This window comes from Pantoea sp. B9002, assembly GCF_013385945.1.
Classification (GTDB): Bacteria; Pseudomonadota; Gammaproteobacteria; order Enterobacterales; family Enterobacteriaceae; genus Pantoea.
On sequence record NZ_JACAPA010000053.1, the window covers coordinates 1 to 18,514 of the forward strand.

The 18,514-nt window shown below is 55.7% G+C and carries 14 protein-coding genes; 9 read left to right on the forward strand and 5 right to left on the reverse strand.

Annotated features, from left to right (window positions below; genetic code table 11):
* Positions 1-41: 41 nt before the first annotated feature.
* From HX773_RS26035 to HX773_RS22295, 4 genes are all read left to right on the forward strand, one after another.
* Entirely contained in the window at positions 42-413 is a 372-nt protein-coding gene (locus HX773_RS26035; RefSeq protein WP_255433300.1) for a hypothetical protein, read from the forward strand.
* A complete protein-coding gene (gene hmsP, locus HX773_RS22285) occupies positions 325-2,304 on the forward strand; it encodes a biofilm formation regulator HmsP (RefSeq protein WP_255433301.1) in 1,980 nt (659 codons plus the stop codon). Before HX773_RS26035 ends, hmsP begins: the two co-directional genes overlap by 89 nt.
* 228 nt (positions 2,305-2,532) lie before the next feature.
* A complete protein-coding gene (locus tag HX773_RS22290) occupies positions 2,533-3,813 on the forward strand; it encodes a dicarboxylate/amino acid:cation symporter (RefSeq protein WP_176973363.1) in 1,281 nt (426 codons plus the stop codon).
* A 245-nt stretch (positions 3,814-4,058) separates the two neighbouring features.
* On the forward strand, positions 4,059-5,567 hold the full coding sequence (locus tag HX773_RS22295) for a pitrilysin family protein (RefSeq protein WP_176973364.1): 1,509 nt from the start codon (positions 4,059-4,061) through the stop codon (positions 5,565-5,567).
* A 3-nt stretch (positions 5,568-5,570) separates the two neighbouring features.
* Here the strand turns inward: HX773_RS22295 and HX773_RS22300 are convergent, their stop codons facing one another.
* Positions 5,571-6,443, reverse strand: coding sequence for an alpha/beta hydrolase (locus HX773_RS22300; protein ID WP_176973365.1), 873 nt, complete (start codon positions 6,441-6,443; stop codon positions 5,571-5,573).
* A 398-nt stretch (positions 6,444-6,841) separates the two neighbouring features.
* A complete protein-coding gene (locus HX773_RS22305) occupies positions 6,842-7,774 on the reverse strand; it encodes a sugar kinase (protein ID WP_176973366.1) in 933 nt (310 codons plus the stop codon).
* Positions 7,775-8,056: 282 nt separating this feature from the next.
* On the opposite strand from HX773_RS22305, the gene pdeH reads away from it, so the two are divergent.
* Both pdeH and HX773_RS22315 read left to right on the forward strand, forming a co-directional pair.
* Positions 8,057-8,830 (forward strand): cyclic-guanylate-specific phosphodiesterase, encoded by a 774-nt coding sequence (gene pdeH / locus HX773_RS22310; RefSeq protein WP_176973367.1) that lies wholly within the window; start codon positions 8,057-8,059, stop codon positions 8,828-8,830.
* A gap of 61 nt (positions 8,831-8,891) precedes the next feature.
* Positions 8,892-10,952 carry an AsmA family protein gene (locus HX773_RS22315; protein ID WP_176973368.1) on the forward strand — a complete coding sequence of 687 codons (2,061 nt, stop codon included), beginning with the start codon at positions 8,892-8,894 and terminating at the stop codon, positions 10,950-10,952.
* On the opposite strand, the gene ppiC is transcribed toward HX773_RS22315, so the two are convergent.
* Positions 10,953-11,234 carry a peptidylprolyl isomerase PpiC gene (ppiC, locus tag HX773_RS22320; RefSeq protein WP_036621218.1) on the reverse strand — a complete coding sequence of 94 codons (282 nt, stop codon included), beginning with the start codon at positions 11,232-11,234 and terminating at the stop codon, positions 10,953-10,955.
* A gap of 72 nt (positions 11,235-11,306) precedes the next feature.
* On the opposite strand from ppiC, the gene rep reads away from it, so the two are divergent.
* Positions 11,307-13,328 carry a DNA helicase Rep gene (gene rep, locus HX773_RS22325; RefSeq protein ID WP_137384900.1) on the forward strand — a complete coding sequence of 674 codons (2,022 nt, stop codon included), beginning with the start codon at positions 11,307-11,309 and terminating at the stop codon, positions 13,326-13,328.
* A gap of 158 nt (positions 13,329-13,486) precedes the next feature.
* On the opposite strand, the gene ppx is transcribed toward rep, so the two are convergent.
* Both ppx and rhlB read right to left on the reverse strand, forming a co-directional pair.
* Complete coding sequence (gene ppx / locus HX773_RS22330) at positions 13,487-14,971, reverse strand: exopolyphosphatase (RefSeq protein WP_176973369.1); 1,485 nt, start codon at positions 14,969-14,971, stop codon at positions 13,487-13,489.
* Between the two features lie 7 nt (positions 14,972-14,978).
* Positions 14,979-16,274, reverse strand: a complete 1,296-nt coding sequence (gene rhlB, locus HX773_RS22335; RefSeq protein WP_110867909.1) for an ATP-dependent RNA helicase RhlB — start codon at positions 16,272-16,274, stop codon at positions 14,979-14,981.
* Between the two features lie 117 nt (positions 16,275-16,391).
* On the opposite strand from rhlB, the gene trxA reads away from it, so the two are divergent.
* Positions 16,392-16,724 carry a thioredoxin TrxA gene (gene trxA, locus HX773_RS22340; protein WP_008105741.1) on the forward strand — a complete coding sequence of 111 codons (333 nt, stop codon included), beginning with the start codon at positions 16,392-16,394 and terminating at the stop codon, positions 16,722-16,724.
* A gap of 345 nt (positions 16,725-17,069) precedes the next feature.
* On the forward strand, positions 17,070-18,329 hold the full coding sequence (gene rho / locus HX773_RS22345; protein ID WP_008105744.1) for a transcription termination factor Rho: 1,260 nt from the start codon (positions 17,070-17,072) through the stop codon (positions 18,327-18,329).
* The last annotated feature ends 185 nt before the right edge of the window (positions 18,330-18,514 follow it).

The following is an 18,514-nucleotide window of genomic DNA, read 5'->3' on the forward strand; positions in this document are numbered from 1 at the left end:
GCAGGGGGCTTATGGTGTGCTGAAATCAGGCCGTCCGTTCGATGCCGAAATATGTCTTGCCAGGTAACTGGCAAGACGGTATCTACGATATAAATCCTGTAGGGTCGCCATTTATGGCGACCTGGCCTGCATTTACTCCCGCCAAAACCTGCATAATTCCGAATCACTTCATAAATAACCAAACTTGCTTATTTTTCGCCTTTATCCCGGCGAAAAAAACGCGTGACCTGGGATATACTCGCTGCGAATTTCATCTCATTACACGCCTTTTGGTGGCCTGGAGAAGTTTTGTTGCGCGTCAGTCGTTCTCTAACGATAAAGCAGATGGCGACGGTTTCCGCCGTGGCGATGGTGACCATCTGCATCTTTATTGTCATCCAGCTCTTTCACTTTGTGCAGCAGCGCAGGATTGACTACGCCCAGCAAATGGAAAATGTGGCGCACACCGTGCGTCAGCCACTCTCCGAAGCGGTACTCAAAGCCGATATTCCGCAAGCCGAACGCATCCTTAATACCCTGAAACCGGCCGGTATTTTATCGCGCGCCGATGTGGTGTTGCCGAATGCCTTCCAGGCGCTGCACGCCGATTTCGCGCCGGAAAAACCGGTGCCGCGCTGGGTCGCGCGCCTGTTTGAGCTGCCGGTGCAAATCACGCTGCCGCTCTATTCGGTGGAGCGTTCCGGTTTGCCGAAGCCGATTGCCTATCTGGTGCTGCAGGCTGATTCCTCGCGCGTTTATCAGTTCCTGCTCAGTACCTTATCCACCATGATCACCACCTATCTGCTGCTGGCGCTGATTCTCTCGATCGCCATTAGCTGGTGTATCAACCGCTTGATTGTGCATCCGCTGCGCGACCTTTCGCGTGATTTGCAGGAGCTGCCGCCGCAGGCGATTCTGACCCACAAAATGAAGCTGCCGAACAATCATCGCGATGATGAAATCGGCATGCTGATCCGCAGCTACAACCGCAATCAGCAGGTGCTGGAGTCGATTCACGACGAAATGAGCCGCATGACCACGCATTTTGCCGTCACGGATCTGCCCAATCGCGCGCTGTTCCTTGCGCTGCTCGAACAGCACATGAGCCATCGCCACAATCGCCAGGCGTGGGGTTTGATGGTGATTCGCATTGAAACGCTGCAGGAAGCCAACGGCGTACTGAGCGATGAGCAGCGCGATACGCTGATGCTGACGCTGGTAGAGAAGATCCGCAGCACCGTTGACGATCACTCACTGCTGGCGCAAACCGGTCCCAGCGACTTCGCCTTGCTGATGAAGCGTGCGCACAATCCGTTCCGCGCCATGCGTCTGGCGCGCAACCTGATGATTCGCATCAATCAGCCGGTGAACCTGCAACAGCTGCAGCTGCGCCCGAATGCCAGCATTGGCCTGGCGCTGCACGAAGAGAGCAGCATCTCGGCCAGCGAACAGCTCGATCGCGCCACTTCGGCGATGATGTCGGCGCGTCATCAGGGGAAAAACCAGATTCTGTTCTTCGATCCGGCGCTCACCGAGCGGGCGCAAAAGCGATTAACGCAGGAACATGACATCTTGCAAGGTCTGCAGGACGAGCAGTTTGCCCTCTATCTGCAGCCGCAAATCAATATGGAAACCGGCGAGCTGGCCGGTGCCGAAGCGCTGCTGCGCATGCGCATGCCGGATGGCAGCTACGGATTATCGGAAGAGTTTATTGCCAGCGCCGAAGAGATTGGTGTGATCTCGGCCATTGGCCGCTGGGTGTTTGAAGAAGCCTGCCGCATTCTGGCGGCCTGGCAGAAGCAGGGCATTAATATTCCGCTCAGCGTCAATATCTCGGCGGTGCAGCTGCGTGATGCCAGCATGGTCAGCCATTTACAGGGCTTGCTGGAGCGCCATCGCATTGCGCCGGGCAACTTCGTATTGGAAATCACCGAAACCGCGCAGATCGGCGATGCCGAGCAGGCGATTGCGCTGCTGCGTTTACTGCAGCAAACTGGCGTGGCGGTCGCGCTCGACGATTTCGGTATGGGCTACTCCAACCTCAACTATCTGCATCAATTCAAAGCGCTGCCGGTGAATAAGCTGAAAATGGATCGCAGCTTCGTCGCCGCGCTGCCGGATGACGACACCATGGTGCGTATCGTGGCGGCGATTGCCGACATCATTCACCTCGACGTCATCGCCGAAGGTGTGGAAACCGCCGAGCAGCGCGACTGGCTGCTGGCGCGCGGAATTACTATAGGGCAAGGCTACTTATACGCTGAAGCGCTGCCGCTCCACGTCTTTAATCAACGCTGGCTCAATAGCCCGCAACTCCCTGAATAATCACCTTGGTTATTGATTTTCCTTACAAAATTGCAGCGAAGCGCTGTGCTGAAGCGTTTCAGTTCATAGTTAGAGTTTTGTAACTTTTGTAAGGAATAGTAGGGGATATTAATCTTGTTAACAGGGTGTTATTTTCCTCGCCATCGGTAAGGTTTTACGCTTCTGGCGGCTTGCCGCATGCGTTCTCCACAACAATGGCGGTGCGAACCGTCTTACTGGACACCTGTTATGAAAATCTTAAAAAGCCTCTATTTTCAGGTACTGGTTGCCATCGGCATCGGCGTCCTGTTGGGCCACTTCTATCCTGAGTTAGGCGCGCAAATGAAGCCGCTTGGCGATGGTTTCGTTAAGTTGATCAAGATGATCATCGCCCCCGTGATTTTCTGTACGGTGGTGACCGGTATTGCCGGCATGGAGAGCATGAAAGCCGTTGGACGTACGGGCGCAGTGGCGCTGCTGTACTTTGAAGTGGTCAGCACCATCGCGCTGATCATCGGTTTAGTGGTGGTTAACGTGGTGCAGCCTGGCGCGGGCATGAACGTTGATCCGGCCACGCTGGATGCCAAAGCGGTCGCGGTTTACGCGCAGCAAGCGGAGCAGCAAGGTGTGGTCGCCTTCCTGCTGGATGTGATCCCGAATAGCGTCATTGGTGCCTTCGCCAGCGGCAACATTCTGCAAGTGCTGCTGTTCGCCATTCTGTTCGGCTTCGCCCTGCATCGCCTGGGAAGCGCCGGTGCCGTGATGTTCAACGTCATTGAGAGCTTCTCGAAAGTGATCTTCGGCGTGATCAACATGATTATGCGTCTCGCGCCAATCGGTGCCTTCGGGGCGATGGCCTTTACCATCGGTAAATATGGCGTCGGCTCGCTGGTGCAGCTGGGCCAGCTGATCATCTGCTTCTATATCACCTGTGTGCTGTTCGTGGTGGTGGTGTTGGGGCTGATTGCACGCTTCGCCGGCTTCAACATCTTTAAATTTGTCGCCTACATCAAAGAAGAGCTGCTGATTGTGCTGGGCACGTCATCTTCCGAATCTGCGCTGCCGCGCATGCTGGATAAGATGGAGAAGCTGGGCTGTAAGAAATCGGTGGTGGGGCTGGTGATTCCAACCGGTTACTCCTTTAACCTGGATGGCACCTCGATTTACCTCACCATGGCGGCGGTGTTTATCGCCCAGGCGACCAACGCGCATATGGATGTGTTCCACCAAATCACGCTGTTAGTGGTGCTGCTGCTCTCTTCAAAAGGCGCAGCGGGTGTGACTGGCAGTGGCTTTATCGTGCTGGCGGCGACCTTGTCAGCGGTGGGACATTTACCGGTTGCTGGTCTGGCGCTGATTCTCGGTATTGACCGCTTTATGTCCGAAGCGCGTGCGCTGACCAATCTGGTGGGTAACGGCGTGGCGACCATCGTGGTGGCGAAGTGGGTCGGTCAGCTGGATGAGAAACAACTGAATGCGACGCTTTCTGCAGGGAAAAAGGTGAATAACGCACCAGAAACCGCCGCATAACCTGCTATTTGCGTTAATTTGCCGAGAAATGCCCGCTGTCGCTTGCCCTGACAGCGGGCATTTGCATAATAAACCCCATTGATTTTTTTCCCGATTTTTTGCCTCGTTGCGCGACATCCTGACCTTCTCGTGGTCAAAGAGTCTGTTATTAAATAAACGTGGCGGCACAATGCCGCACCGGTCACCCCAGATGTGGCCGAACATGCCGCGCTAACGAGCGTTGATCTGTTTGAGTAGGGGTTCACATGCAGGGCACCAGAATTCGGCTTTTGGTTGGCGGATTGCTACTGGCAGCGTCCGGTTTTGGCGTGCACGCCGAGACGCTCCAACCCGATCCCGCCTGGCAGGAAGGCAAACTGGACAATGGTTTTAGCTGGCAGCTGCTAACCACACCACAACGTCCAAGCGATCGTATTGAGCTGCGCCTGATTGTTAACACCGGTTCGCTGGTGGAGAGTGCGCAACAAACCGGCTATAGCCATCTTTTACCGCGTTTAGCGATGGTGCATAACGCCACGCTGGACACCAATCAGCAACGTGCGCTGTGGCAGCAAGCCATGGATCCGCAACGTCCGCTGCCGCCCGCCATCTCGTCGTACGATTACACCCAATACAACCTGAGCTTGCCGAATAACCGCCCTGATCTGCTGAAAGAGGCGCTCAGCTGGCTGGCGGCGACCGCCGGGAAAATGACGATTAATGAGCAGGTGGTTTCTACCGCGTTAATGGCGACCGATCCGATTGCCACCTGGCCTGCCAATACGCAGGATGTGTGGTGGCGCTATCGCCTGAAAGGCTCGGCGATGCTGGCGCACGATCCCGGCGAGCAACCGCGCGCGCCGGTGGATATCGCGCAGCTCAACAGCTTCTATCAGCAGTGGTACACGCCCGATGGCATGACGCTGTATGTGGTGGGGAATGTCGATAGCCGCAGCATGGCGGAGCAGATCAACAAAGCCTTCGCGCCGCTGAAAGGCAAGCGTGTAGCACCTGCCGCGCTACCGACGCTGTCACCGCTGCCACATCAGCCGGTGAATCTGGTGAATGGCGGTATGAATCAGGATCGCCTGTCGCTGGTGTGGGACACCGCATGGCAGCCGATTCGCGATTCGCAGAATTTGCAGCGCTACTGGCAGAGCGATTTGGCGCGTGAAGCGCTGTTCTGGCATGTGCAGCGCGCGCTGGCTGACAGCAAAGCGCAAAGCGTGCAGGTTGGCTTCGATTGCCGTGTGCTCTATCAGCGCGCGCAGTGCTCGATCAACATGGACAGCCCGAATGCCTCTTTGCCGCAGAATATGAATCAGGTGGCGAAAGAGTTGGCGGCAGTGCGCGACAAAGGGTTACCGCAGGAGGAGTTTGATGCGCTGATGGCGCAGAAGCTGCTGGAGCTCAACAAGCTGTTTGCCACTTACGCCCGCACCGACACCGATATTCTGATGGGCCAGCGTCTGCGCTCGCAGCAGAATGCGGTGGTGGACATTGCGCCTGAGCAGTATCAGAAGCTGCGCCAAACCTTTCTCAGTGAGATGACGCGTGACCAGCTCAATCAGGAACTGCGCCAGCAACTGTCGCAGGAGCTTACCATGGTGCTGATTCAGCCGCAGGGTGAAGCCGAGACCAACGTGAAGATGCTGCAGGAAGGCTGGGATAAAGTGATGAAGCTACCAGAACCGCCAGCGGTGCCCGTTAGCCCGGAAGAAGTCAAACCGGATAACAGCGCAGGCGCGGCGGAACAGACCGCGCCATCAACCTAAATACTACGTCTTAGCGCGTAGCCACTCTGTTACTAGCATCGGCCAGCTGGCGAGTGGAAGGTCCGCTATGCCACGGATACCAAATCCGTGGCCGCCTTTCTGGTAGAAGTGAATCTCCACCGGCACTTTGTGCTCACGCAGCGCGCTGAAGAACACCATGCTGTTGTTCACTGACACCGATTCATCATCGGAGGCGTGAATCAGCAGCGTCGGTGGCGTTTGTGCGTGCACGCGCGTCTCCAGCGAATACGCCTCAATCATCTTTTGATCCGGCCATGCGCCGAGCAAGCGGGTGCGGGCACCTTCATGCGCCAGACCTTCACGCATGCTGATCACCGGATAAAGCAGCACCATCGCATCCGGGCGCGGTGTGAAGCTGTCGGCCTGATCCTGCACTGGATAAAGTTTCTCGCCAAAGCGGGTGCCGAGGCTGGCGGCAACGTGTCCGCCCGCTGAGAAGCCCATCATCACGATATATTTGCCGTTCAACCCGCGCTGCGCACGTTCACGCAGCACGCGCACCGCACGCTGCGCATCGGCCAGCGGCGCGTCTGGACCTTCATGGTGACCGTCATACGGCAGGCGATACGTCATCACCGCCAGCGTGTAGCCCATTGACGTGAAGAAGGTGGCAAGCGCGCTGCCTTCGCGGTCGATCAATACCCGCTGATAACCGCCGCCCGGCGCCACCAGCAGCGTGATGCCGTTCGAGGTTTCCGGATGCCAGATGGCAATCTCCGGGCAGCGCACGCCGGTGGCGGCGCGGTCATAAGGTTCGTACTCTTTGGCGAGATCGACGATCTGCGGCTGAGCGCGCGAATCGCTCGCGCCTGGCGCATCACCGTGTGGCCAGATATTGATGATTTCTGTGTGCATAAGTCAGTCCTGAGCGAGTCATGTTGTCGTTATTTTTTTCGCGGCCGGAGTAACAGCGTCCTGCTGTTATTGATTAAAACATGGTCTCTTTTGCTGCTGGCGTCCAGCCGAAAACCGCCGATTTCGCCAGTTTCGGACTATGCCTGGCGGCCAGATTTCGTGCCATAACACATTGAATTTAAATCGATCTGATTAGCGTGATTGAAGCCGTGCTACGGGTTTTGTTACAGAAGTGGATGAGTCAGGTCGTTAGCGGAAATTGGCAGGGGAAAATGCTGCGTTAAGGCAAACTGTGCGGGCGGGTTTGTTAGCACGGGTAATGAATGGAGCAGAGATTTGTAGCGGCGCGATTCATCGCGCAATAAATTGCGCCGCTACGGTTGGTGCAGGTTGTTATGTCATTTCGGCATCGCGCTGAGTGGGATAATCGCCCCGCGATGCTGGATCACCGTGCTGGCGGTGAGATGACCGCGTGCGGCGGCATCTTCGGCGCTGCCGCCGGCTAAACGCACCGCCAGATAACCGGCGCTGAAGGAGTCGCCAGCCGCGGTGGTATCGATCACTTTCTCTTTCGCCAGTTTGATGGCGGCGACTTCGCGCAGCGGCTCATCGCCAACCGCCACCAGACAGGAATCCGCACCGCGTTTGATGGCAATCTCCTGCACGCCCGCAGCGCGTGTGCGGGCAATCACCGCATCCAGCGGCTGCTCGCCCCACAGCAAATCTTCATCGTCGAGCGTCAGGAATGCCATGTCGGTATGGCGCAACATCTCGGCATATGCCTGCTGGGCGCTGGCTTTATCGGCCCACAAGCGCGGACGATAGTTGTTATCGAAAATCACCTTGCCGCCGTTCTGGCGACAGGCGCTGAGCAGCGTCATCAGTTTCTCGCGACTGGCCGCGGGCAGAATCGCCAGGCTGATGCCGCTCAAATAGAGATAATCGTAGTGCGCCAGCTGCTGGCAAATCGCGTCCGCTTGCGCGCTATCCAGCCAGAAACGGGCGGCCGCGTCGTTGCGCCAGTACCAGAAGGTACGCTCGCCGTGTTCGTCGGTTTCGATGAAGTACAAACCTGGCATTTTATTGTCGAGGCGCTGAATCAGCGCGGTTTCGACCTTTTCCTGCTGCCAGGCGGCGATCATCTGGTCACTGAAACTGTCGGTGCCGAGTGCGGTGACATAATCGACACGCAGCTTCTGGTTATCTGACTGACGCGCCAGATACACCGCCGTGTTCAGCGTATCGCCGCCAAAACCGCGTTTGATGTTCTCACCTTTCTCGGACAGCTCAATCATGCATTCGCCAATAATGGCGATTTTCTTCTGCGTCATGGTCTTCGGCCTATAGTGAATTCTGCCTTAGTCTCGCGTCTGGTATGGCAGTCGTCAATGGTTTTTAAAACGATGTTTTGATTTAACTTAAGGCAGCAAACCGCCTGCGCTACGGCGATTTAACGGCCAAAGCGCGTTTTGTTTTGCCGATTAAGTGCGAAGCACGCTGTTACACTCAACTATTCATGGGACTAACGAGATTGATAAAGTTATCCCGGCGATCGCCGATACTTGCCGCTGAGATGCTATTTGCAGGCACTCAACACCAACCAGGAAAAAACCATGGTGATGAAGAATTTGAGTCATCGGCTGCCTGTTTCAAATGAACTGGAGCAACAACAGGAAACGCGTCTCTTCTGGCAGCAGTGCCAACGATTCTATACTTTCCAGCCGATTTACCAGGTCTCAGGCCGCATGCTGGCTATTGAATTACTGACGGCGGTGACCCATCCCTCGGCGCCAGAAAAAAGGCTGTCGCCCGAAGACTATTTTGAAGCACTGACTATCGCGCAGCGGCTCGGTGTCGTCCAGGAACAGCTCGAGCTGCTGATAAAATGGTCACAGTTTTTCAATCAGCGTCAGCTGGTGGCGTCGGTCAATATCGACGGCCCAACGCTGATGGAGATTGAGAAGCATGAGTCGATTCGCACGCTGATCGCGCAGCTGCCGTGGGTGCGCTTCGAACTGACGGAACATCATGCGCTGCCGCAGGAAGAGATGGTGGCGAAGATGCCGGAACTCGGGCCGCTGTGGCTGGATGATTTTGGCTCTGGCATGGCGAACTTCTCCGCGCTGACCGAGTTGCGTTACGACTACATCAAACTCTCGCGCGAGCTGTTTATGCTGCTGCGCGCCAGCGATGAAGGCCGCTCGATGTTCTCCATGCTGCTGGCGTTGATTAACCGTTATTGTAACGGCGTCATCGTCGAAGGCGTGGAAACCGAAGAGGAGTGGCAACAGGTGCGCAGCTCGCCCGCGATGGCGGCGCAGGGCTACTTCTTCTCGCGTCCGGTGCCGTTCAGCGAGCTGGAACGTATGGCACTTGAGCTTCCCTGATCCCGTTCCGCGGCGTCTCGACTATCCTTAGTCAGACGTGGAAGGGCAAGGAGGAAGCAATATGTCACGTACTCGAAAGATCCTGAGCTGGGTGTTCGGGATTTTTTTGTTATTGGTTGTAGTGATTGTGGTGCTCATCGCCACCTTTGACTGGAACCGTCTGAAACCAACGATTAATCAAAAAGTTTCAGCCGAGCTGAACCGACCTTTCGCGATTCGCGGCGATCTCGGCGTGGCCTGGGTTCGCAACCGTGAAGAACCTGGCTGGCGCAGTTGGGTGCCGTGGCCGCAGGTGCATGCCGACGATGTGATGCTCGGTAATCCACCATCCATTCCTGATGTCACCATGGTGCATCTGCAGCGGGTTGAAGCGACGATAGCGCCGCTGGCGCTGCTGCATCAGCAGATTTACCTGCCGTGGATCAAGATGCAAAAGCCGGATGCGCGGCTGGTGCAAACCGCAGACAAAAAGAACAACTGGACCTTTGATCTTGCCAGCAGCCAGAACAGCGATGCTAACGCCGCGCCTTCTGCCTGGTCCTTCCGCCTCGACAACATCCTGTTCGATCAGGGACAAGTGCGCTATCGCGACGCCGTCAATAAAGCCGATGTCACGGTAACCATCAATCCGCTGGGCAAACCGGTGCCGTACGCGCAGGTGGCGGGCGGCGACGATCAGCAGAAAGGTGCAGGTGATTTTGTCTTTGGCTGGCAGGCAAACGGCACTTACAACAATCAGAAGCTGGATGGCGACGGTAAAATTGGCGGCATGCTATCGCTGCGCAGTAAAACCACGCCGTTCCCGCTGCAGGCTGATGTGCGTAATGGCACCACGCGCGTGCGTATCGACGGCACCTTGCAGGATCCGCTCAATCTTGGCGGACTCGATGTGCGTCTGCGCTTCGCGGGCGATACGCTGGCCAATCTGTATGGCCTGACCGGCGTGCTGCTGCCAGATACGCCGCCGTACGAAACCGACGGTCATTTGATTGCGCGTTTCAACGAGGAGAAAGGGCCGCTATTCCGCTACGAGAAGTTTAACGGCCACATCGGCGACAGCGATATTCACGGCTCGCTCACCTATCGTCAGGGCAAACCGCGTCCAACCTTGACCGGTGAACTGACTTCGAACCAATTGCGGATGGAAGATTTGGGGCCGCTGATTGGCGTCAATTCCGGCAAAGGCAGCGAGAAAACGCAGCAGGCCAAAGCGCAGCGCGGCGATGCCTCATCGCAGCCTGCCGATCGCGTATTGCCGCACGACAAGTTTGATACCAAGAGCTGGGACGTGATGGATGCAGATGTGAAGTTCAGCGGCAAACGCATCGAACACAGTAGCAAGCTGCCGCTCAGCGATCTCTATACCCATCTGCAACTGAAAAACGGCGATCTGTTACTCGATCCGCTGCGCTTTGGTATGGCGGGCGGTAGCATCAACTCCACCATTCATCTGGAGGGCGATCGCAGCCCGATGCGCGGACGCGCCGATTTGCACGCGCGTAAGCTGCGTCTACGTCAGCTGTTCCCGGATGTCACAGCGATGCAGAACAGTTTGGGCCAGCTCAACGGCGATGCCTCGCTGAGCGGCACCGGCAATTCGGTGGCGGATCTGCTCGGCACCAGCAATGGCGAACTGAAGCTATTGATGAATGATGGCCTGATCAGCCGCAGCCTGATGGAGATTGCCGGACTGAACGTCGGTAACTATGTGGTCGGCAAACTGTTCGGCGATGACGAAGTGAAGATTAACTGCGCGGCAACCGATCTGAATATTCGTCAGGGCTTAGCGACGCCAAAACTGTTCCTGCTGGATACCGAGAATGCGGTAATCAACGTGACGGGCAACGTCAACTTCGCGAACGAGCGCCTGGACTTGTCGATCAATCCGGAGAGTAAAGGGATTCGCATTATTACGCTGCGTTCGCCGCTGTATGTGCGCGGCACCTTTAAAAATCCGGATGCCGGAGTGAAAGCCGGGCCGCTGATTGCGCGCGGTGCCGCAGCGGTGGCGCTCGGTGCGGTGGTTGCTCCGGCTGCCGCGTTGATTGCACTGATTTCGCCTAGCGATACCGACGACAATCAGTGCAATAACGTGCTGCAGCAGATGAAAAATCAGAAGTGATCAGTTACGCCACAGCACTTTAATGATGTGGTAACCAAAGGCGGTTTTCACCGGTCCGTAAGGCTGTAGCAGCGGACAGGTGAAGACCGCCTTATCAAATGCCGGTACCATTTGTCCTTTACGGAACTCACCCAAATCACCGCCGTTGCGCCCGGATGGGCAGGTTGAGTGTTTCTTTGCCAGCTGCTGGAAGTTCGCACCTTTTTCAAGTTGCGCCAGCAGGGATTTGGCCTGCGCTTCCTCTTTCACGAGGATATGTAAAGCCGCCGCGGTTTTCGCCATGATGAAGTCCTAATGTGTATAATCCGGCCATTATAACCTCCTTTCTTTTGATTCAACTGAGCGAATTCCGTTATGCGTTTAAACCCCGGCCAACAACGAGCTGTCGAATTTGTCACCGGTCCTTGTCTGGTGCTGGCCGGTGCTGGCTCGGGTAAAACCCGCGTGATCACCAACAAAATCGCCCACCTGATCCGCGAATGTGGCTATCAGGCGCGCCATATCGCCGCCGTGACCTTTACCAATAAAGCCTCGCGCGAGATGAAAGAGCGTGTGGCGCAGACTCTGGGGCGTAAAGAGGCGCGCGGCCTGATGATTTCCACCTTCCATACGCTGGGACTGGAGATCATCAAACGCGAATACAAAGCGCTGGGAATGAAAGCCAGCTTCTCGCTGTTCGACGATCAGGATCAGCTGGCCTTGCTCAAAGACCTGACCAAACAGTGGCTGGAAGAGGACAAGACGCTGTTACAGCAGCTGATTTCCACCATCTCCAACTGGAAGAACGATCTGGTCGATCCGCAGGGCGCAGCGGGTTTGGCGCAATCGCAGCGCGATCAGATTTTTGCTCACTGTTATCAACTGTATGACCAACACCTGAAATCCTGCAACGTGCTGGATTTCGACGACTTAATCGCGCTGCCCACGCTGCTGCTGCAGCGCAATCAGGAAGTGCGCGAACGCTGGCAGCAGCGCATTCGCTATCTGCTGGTGGATGAGTATCAGGACACCAACACCAGCCAATATGAGCTGGTGAAGCTACTTGTTGGTGCGCGAGCGCGCTTTACCGTGGTGGGCGATGACGATCAGTCGATTTACTCGTGGCGCGGCGCGCGTCCGCAAAACCTGGTGCTGCTGCAACAGGATTTCCCGGCGCTGGAAGTGGTGAAGCTGGAGCAGAATTACCGCTCGACGCAGCGCATCCTGAAATCGGCCAACATCCTTATCGCCAATAATCCGCACGTGTTTGAGAAGCGTCTGTTCTCAGAATTGGGGCAGGGCAGCGAGCTGAAGGTGCTGAGCGCTAATAACGAAGATCACGAAGCGGAACGCGTGGCGGGCGAACTGATCGCGCATCACTTCATCAATAAAACCGCCTACAAAGATTACGCCATTCTCTATCGCGGCAATCATCAGTCGCGCGTGTTCGAGAAGCAGTTGATGCAGAACCGGATTCCGTATCGTATCTCGGGCGGCACGTCGTTCTTCTCGCGTCCGGAAATCAAAGATTTGCTGGCTTATCTGCGCGTGCTGACCAATCAGGAAGATGACAGCGCGTTTCTGCGTATCGTGAATACGCCGCGCCGGGAGATTGGTCCGGCAACGCTGCAGAAGCTGGGCGAATGGGCCAACCTGCGCAATAAAAGCCTGTATAACGCCAGCTTCGATATGGGACTGGAGCAAACGCTGAGCGGACGCGGGCTGGAGCATCTGCAGCGCTTTACGCACTGGCTGAGTGAAATCGTCCAACTGACCGAACGCGAGCCGGTGAATGCGGTGCGCGATCTGATTCGCGGCATCGACTACGAGAGCTGGCTGTTTGAAACCTCGCCCAGCCCGAAAGCGGCGGAGATGCGCATGAAGAACGTTAACCTGCTGTTCCAGTGGATGACCGAGATGCTGGAAGGGGATGAGCTGAACGAACCGATGACGCTGGCACAGGTGGTGACGCGCTTTACGCTGCGCGACATGATGGAGCGCGGGGAGAGTGACGAAGAGCTCGATCAGGTGCAGCTGATGACGTTGCACGCCTCGAAAGGGCTGGAGTTCCCGTATGTCTATCTGGTCGGCATGGAAGAGGGTTTATTGCCGCACCAGAGCAGCATCGATGAGAATAACATCGAGGAAGAGCGGCGTTTGGCCTACGTGGGGATTACCCGGGCGCAGAAAGAGCTGACCTTTACGCTGTGCCGTGAACGTCGCCAGTACGGCGAGCTGATGCGCCCGGAACCGAGTCGCTTCCTGCTGGAGTTGCCGCAAGACGATGTGGTGTGGGAACGCGAGAAAAAAGTGGTGAGCGCTGAAGAGCGCGTGAAGACCGGACAGACGCGCGTCGCTGGGTTGAGAGCGATGCTGGAGAATGCGAAGAAGGGTTGAGTTATCGGTTAGTGCTCGCTGTCCCCCTCCTCGGTCCTCCCCCATAAATGGGGGAGGAAGATGCTGCCATATGGGAGTTTGGCGTTGCATGTGGCAGCATCTCCTTCCCCCCGCTTGCGGGGGAAGGTCGGGATGGGGGACAGCCGGCAAATTCCCAATCAGGAAATCGTCAGTAACCAGTGCACGTACGACTGATAATGACTCTCTTGCTCCAGCAACTCAGAACGCAGCGGATGTGCTTCGCGCCAACCGGACGGCAGCGTCAAATGCAGCGCATCATCATCCGCCTGTAAACGCACGGCAGGCAAGGTGTCATCGCGACGACGACTCGAGAAAATAATCGCTAAGCGTAGTAAACGGCTCAAACGCTCCGCCATGCGCGGCGGCACGGCGTTTTGCTGGGTCAGCAGGGCTAAATCAATGCTGCCGCTTTGGTTCTGCAGCAGACAAGCCAGCATTTTTTTCTGCGCGGGAGTGAAGCCAGGAAGATCGAGATGGCGAATCAGATAAGCGGCGTGCTGCGGTGCCTGGCGGAAATCGACGCTCAGGCCAATTTCGTGGATGGAACAGGCGCTAAGCAGCAGATCGCGACATCGGTTATCCAGCTTCCAGCTGCTGCTCACCTGACGGAAGAAACTCTCCGCCAACTGACGCACGCGACCGGCCTGGTCAATATCAATGGCAAAGCGACGCTGCACGTTCTGCAATGTGCGGCTGCGGATATCGCGATCAACCGGCAGATGCAGCATGCCATACACTAAACCTTCGCGCAGTGCGCCGCCGGCCAGCGTCATGCCTTCAATGCTCAGCTCCTGGAAGATAGCGATCAGAATCGACAAACCGCTCGGGAACACTAAGGCGCGCTCCAGCGTCAATCCTTCAATTTCCAGCTCTTCCAGCTTGCCGCACTGAATCGCGCGCTGTTTCAGCTGTTGCAGTTTGCTCAGGGTGATGCGCTCATCCATGCCCTGCGCCATCATAATTTCCTGCAACGCCTGTACGGTGCCCGACGCCCCGACACAGATTTGCCAGCCTTTTTCGCGCAGCGCAGCGGCCACCGGACGGATCATCTCGCGCGCGGCCAGTTCAGCCTGCTCAAAATTCTCTTTGGCCAGATGACGATCGCTGAAGTAGCGTTCAAGCCAGGTTACGCAACCCATCGACAAGCTGAACAGCGTGGTGGCATGTGAACCTTCGCCGGTCACCAGTTCGGTGCTGCCGCCGCCGATATCGACCACTAAACGCTGATCGGAGCCGCCGGTGGTATGCGCTACGCCCTGATAAATCAGGCGTGCTTCCTCTTCGCCGCTGATGACATTCACCGCGCAGCCAAGAATCTGTTCAGCCGTTGTGAGGAAATCCTGCGCATTTTCGGCAAGGCGCAGCGTGGCGGTTGCCACCACGCGGATTTGTTCCGGAGGAATATCCTGCAGCTGTTCAGAGAACAACTTCAGGCACTGCCAGCCGCGTTGCATCGCCTCGGCGGAGAGATGATTCGCTTTGTCGAGGCCAGCCGCGAGACGCACTTTGCGCTTTATCCGCGCGACGGTCTGAATACTGCCAGACACCTCGCGCACCACCAACATATGAAAGCTGTTAGAACCTAAATCAATCGCTGCATAAAGTGACGATGCGCTTAGCATGGTGTGCTTAACCCGAACGTTTACGGTTGCTATTGCGCGGCGCGCCGCTCCGACGGTTACTGTTGTTCCCGCCACGGCGTGGGCCGTTACCCGAACGGCTGCGTTGCAGACGTTTCGGCGGTGGCAGTTCGCTCATCAGCGCATCGCTGTTGTACTTGCTGACCGGAATACCGTGACCGATATACTCTTCGATTGCCGGCAGGTTCAGCGCGTACTCTTCGCACGCCAGGCTGATGGAGTGACCGCTGGCGCCCGCGCGGCCAGTACGACCGATACGGTGCACGTAGTCTTCGCGATCGTCAGGCAGATCGTAGTTGAACACATGCGTTACCGCAGGAATGTGCAGACCACGTGCCGCGACGTCGGTGGCAACCAGGATATCCACATCGCCTTTAGTAAAGTCGTCGAGGATGCGCAGACGTTTTTTCTGCGCAACATCGCCCGTCAGCAGACCCACGCGATGACCATCAGCAGCCAGATGGCCCCAGATATCTTCACAGCGGTGCTTGGTGTTGGCGAAGATGATGGCGCGATCTGGCCACTCTTCTTCTACCAGCGTCTGCAGCAAGCGCATTTTCTCTTCGTTTGAAGGGTAGAAAAGCTCTTCTTTAATACGGTGGCCGGTTTTCTGCTCGGGTTCCACTTCCACGTATTCGGCGTTGTTCATGTGCTCAAACGCCAGTTCACGCACGCGGTAAGACAAAGTTGCAGAGAACAGCATACTCAGGCGTTGGGTGGCCGGCGGCATGCGGCGGAACAGCCAACGAATGTCTTTAATAAAGCCGAGATCGAACATGCGATCGGCTTCATCCAGCACAACAACCTGAATCGCGCCCAGGTTGACGTGGTTCTGCTTGGCGTAGTCGATCAGACGTCCGGTGGTGCCCACCAGAATATCGACACCATCAGCCAGCACTTTCAGCTGTTTATCGTAGCCGTCGCCACCATAAGCCAGGCCCAGCTTTAAGCCAGTGACCTTCGCTAACGGTTCTGCATCGGCATGAATTTGTACGGCGAGCTCACGCGTCGGGGCCATAATCAGCGCACGTGGCTGATTGATCTGGCGACCTTCTGCGGCAGGATGAGAAAGAAGATAATGAAACGTTGACGTAAGGAACGCCATCGTTTTGCCGGTACCGGTTTGCGCCTGACCCGCAACATCACGCCCTGAAAGCGTAAAAGGCAATGCGAGCGCCTGGATAGGCGTGCAGTTAGAAAAGCCTTTGGTATCAAGGGCTTCTACCACCTGAGGGTGCAGGGCGAAGTCGGAAAACTTCTGTTCAGTTAAGTGTGTTTTGCTCATAGTGTGGTAGAATATCAGCTTACTAGCGCTTTACGAAAGCGTATCCGATGAAATAAAGTCAACCTACGTTGGTATCATTTCCGCCAATTCGCCAGGCGCAATCTTTTGGAGTTAAACATGAGCAGCGATAAGATCGTTCACTTGACCGATGACAGTTTCGACACAGACGTACTGAAAGCAGACGGTGTCACTCTGGTAGATTTCTGGGCTGAATGGTGTGGTCCTTGCAAAATGATCGCCCCAATTCTCGACGAAGTCGCAGAAGAGTACGAAGGTAAACTTACCATCGCTAAGTTGAACATTGATGACAACCCGGGTACGGCGCCAAAATATGGCATCCGCGGTATCCCAACTCTGCTGCTGTTTAAGAACGGCGAAGTGGCGGCAACCAAGGTTGGCGCACTGTCTAAAGGGCAGTTGAAAGAGTTCCTGAACGCCAACCTGGCCTAAGCCCGGCGCGGTGTTTGTTCGGCAGTGGTGAATTTTTTCGCCACTGCTGGACGTCTCACTTTAAGCGTGTTAAGTTAATTTCACTGCATTACGCTCTTACCTTGTAGTTTGCATCTAAGTTTTCCCTTGTCAGACCCTACTCGCAATGAACGTTATCGTGGTTTGGCAATCTGATGACTAGCACATTCGGCATCATCTTTCGACCGTCTCCTCGTTTCCTATCGCCACATCTGACGATAATCGTCGAGCTGAGTTGAAAAAGAGCCATTAACAGGCATGGAATTTTTGCCATACCACTCACGACAATCATTTCGAGAATTACCCCGAGTTTAAGAACCCATCACTATGAATCTTACCGAATTAAAGAATACGCCGGTTTCTGAGCTGATTACCCTCGGCGAAAATATGGGGCTGGAAAACCAGGCGCGTATGCGCAAGCAGGATATTATTTTCTCTATCCTGAAACAGCACGCAAAAAGCGGCGAAGACATCTTTGGTGATGGTGTGCTGGAGATATTGCAGGACGGATTTGGTTTCCTCCGTTCTGGAGATAGCTCCTACCTCGCCGGTCCCGATGATATCTACGTCTCTCCTAGCCAAATCCGCCGTTTCAACCTCCGCACTGGTGACACCATTTCTGGCAAGATTCGCCCGCCAAAAGAGGGTGAACGCTACTTTGCACTGTTGAAAGTTAATGAAGTTAACTACGACAAGCCGGAAAACGCGCGTAACAAGATTCTGTTCGAAAACCTTACGCCGCTGCACGCCAGCAAGCGTATGCGTATGGAACGCGGTAATGGCTCGACTGAAGATCTGACCGCACGCGTGCTGGATCTGGCTTCTCCGATTGGTCGTGGTCAACGTGGTCTGATTGTGGCGCCGCCGAAAGCGGGTAAAACCATGCTGCTGCAGAACATCGCGCAGAGCATCGCTTACAATTATCCAGATTGCCTGTTGATGGTGCTGCTGATTGACGAACGTCCGGAAGAAGTGACCGAGATGCAACGTCTGGTTAAAGGTGAAGTGATCGCTTCGACCTTTGATGAGCCAGCGTCACGTCACGTGCAGGTTGCTGAGATGGTGATCGAGAAGGCCAAGCGCCTGGTTGAGCACAAGAAAGACGTGATCATCCTGCTTGACTCGATTACGCGTCTGGCGCGTGCCTACAACACCGTGGTTCCAGCATCAGGTAAAGTGCTGACCGGTGGTGTGGATGCCAACGCCCTGCATCGTCCGAAGCGTTTCTTCGGTGCGGCACGTAACGTGGAAGAGGGCGGCAGCCTGACTATCATCGCGACCGCGCTGGTTGATACCGGTTCGAAGATGGACGAAGTGATTTACGAAGAGTTTAAAGGTACAGGTAACATGGAGTTGCACCTCTCGCGCAAAATCGCCGAGAAGCGTGTATTCCCAGCGATTGATTACAATCGTTCCGGTACCCGTAAAGAAGAGCTGCTCACCACTCAGGAAGAGCTGCAGAAGATGTGGATCCTGCGCAAAATCATCCATCCAATGGGTGAAATCGACGCGATGGAGTTCCTCATCAACAAACTGGCCATGACCAAAACCAACGACGAATTCTTCGATATGATGAAGCGTTCGTAAGTTGCGAACGGCGAGTCGCTAAGCCAAGCGGTGATTCGCACAATTTGCCAGGAAATATTGCTAACGCCACGTCTTAACGTGGCGTTTTTTATTTATGGGCATTAGGATTAGCGCAGTCAGGAAGCTTTTATAATGACTGTGGCAGAGATGCGGGTGTTTTTTCAACAATCAGGCTTTTCTGCAGC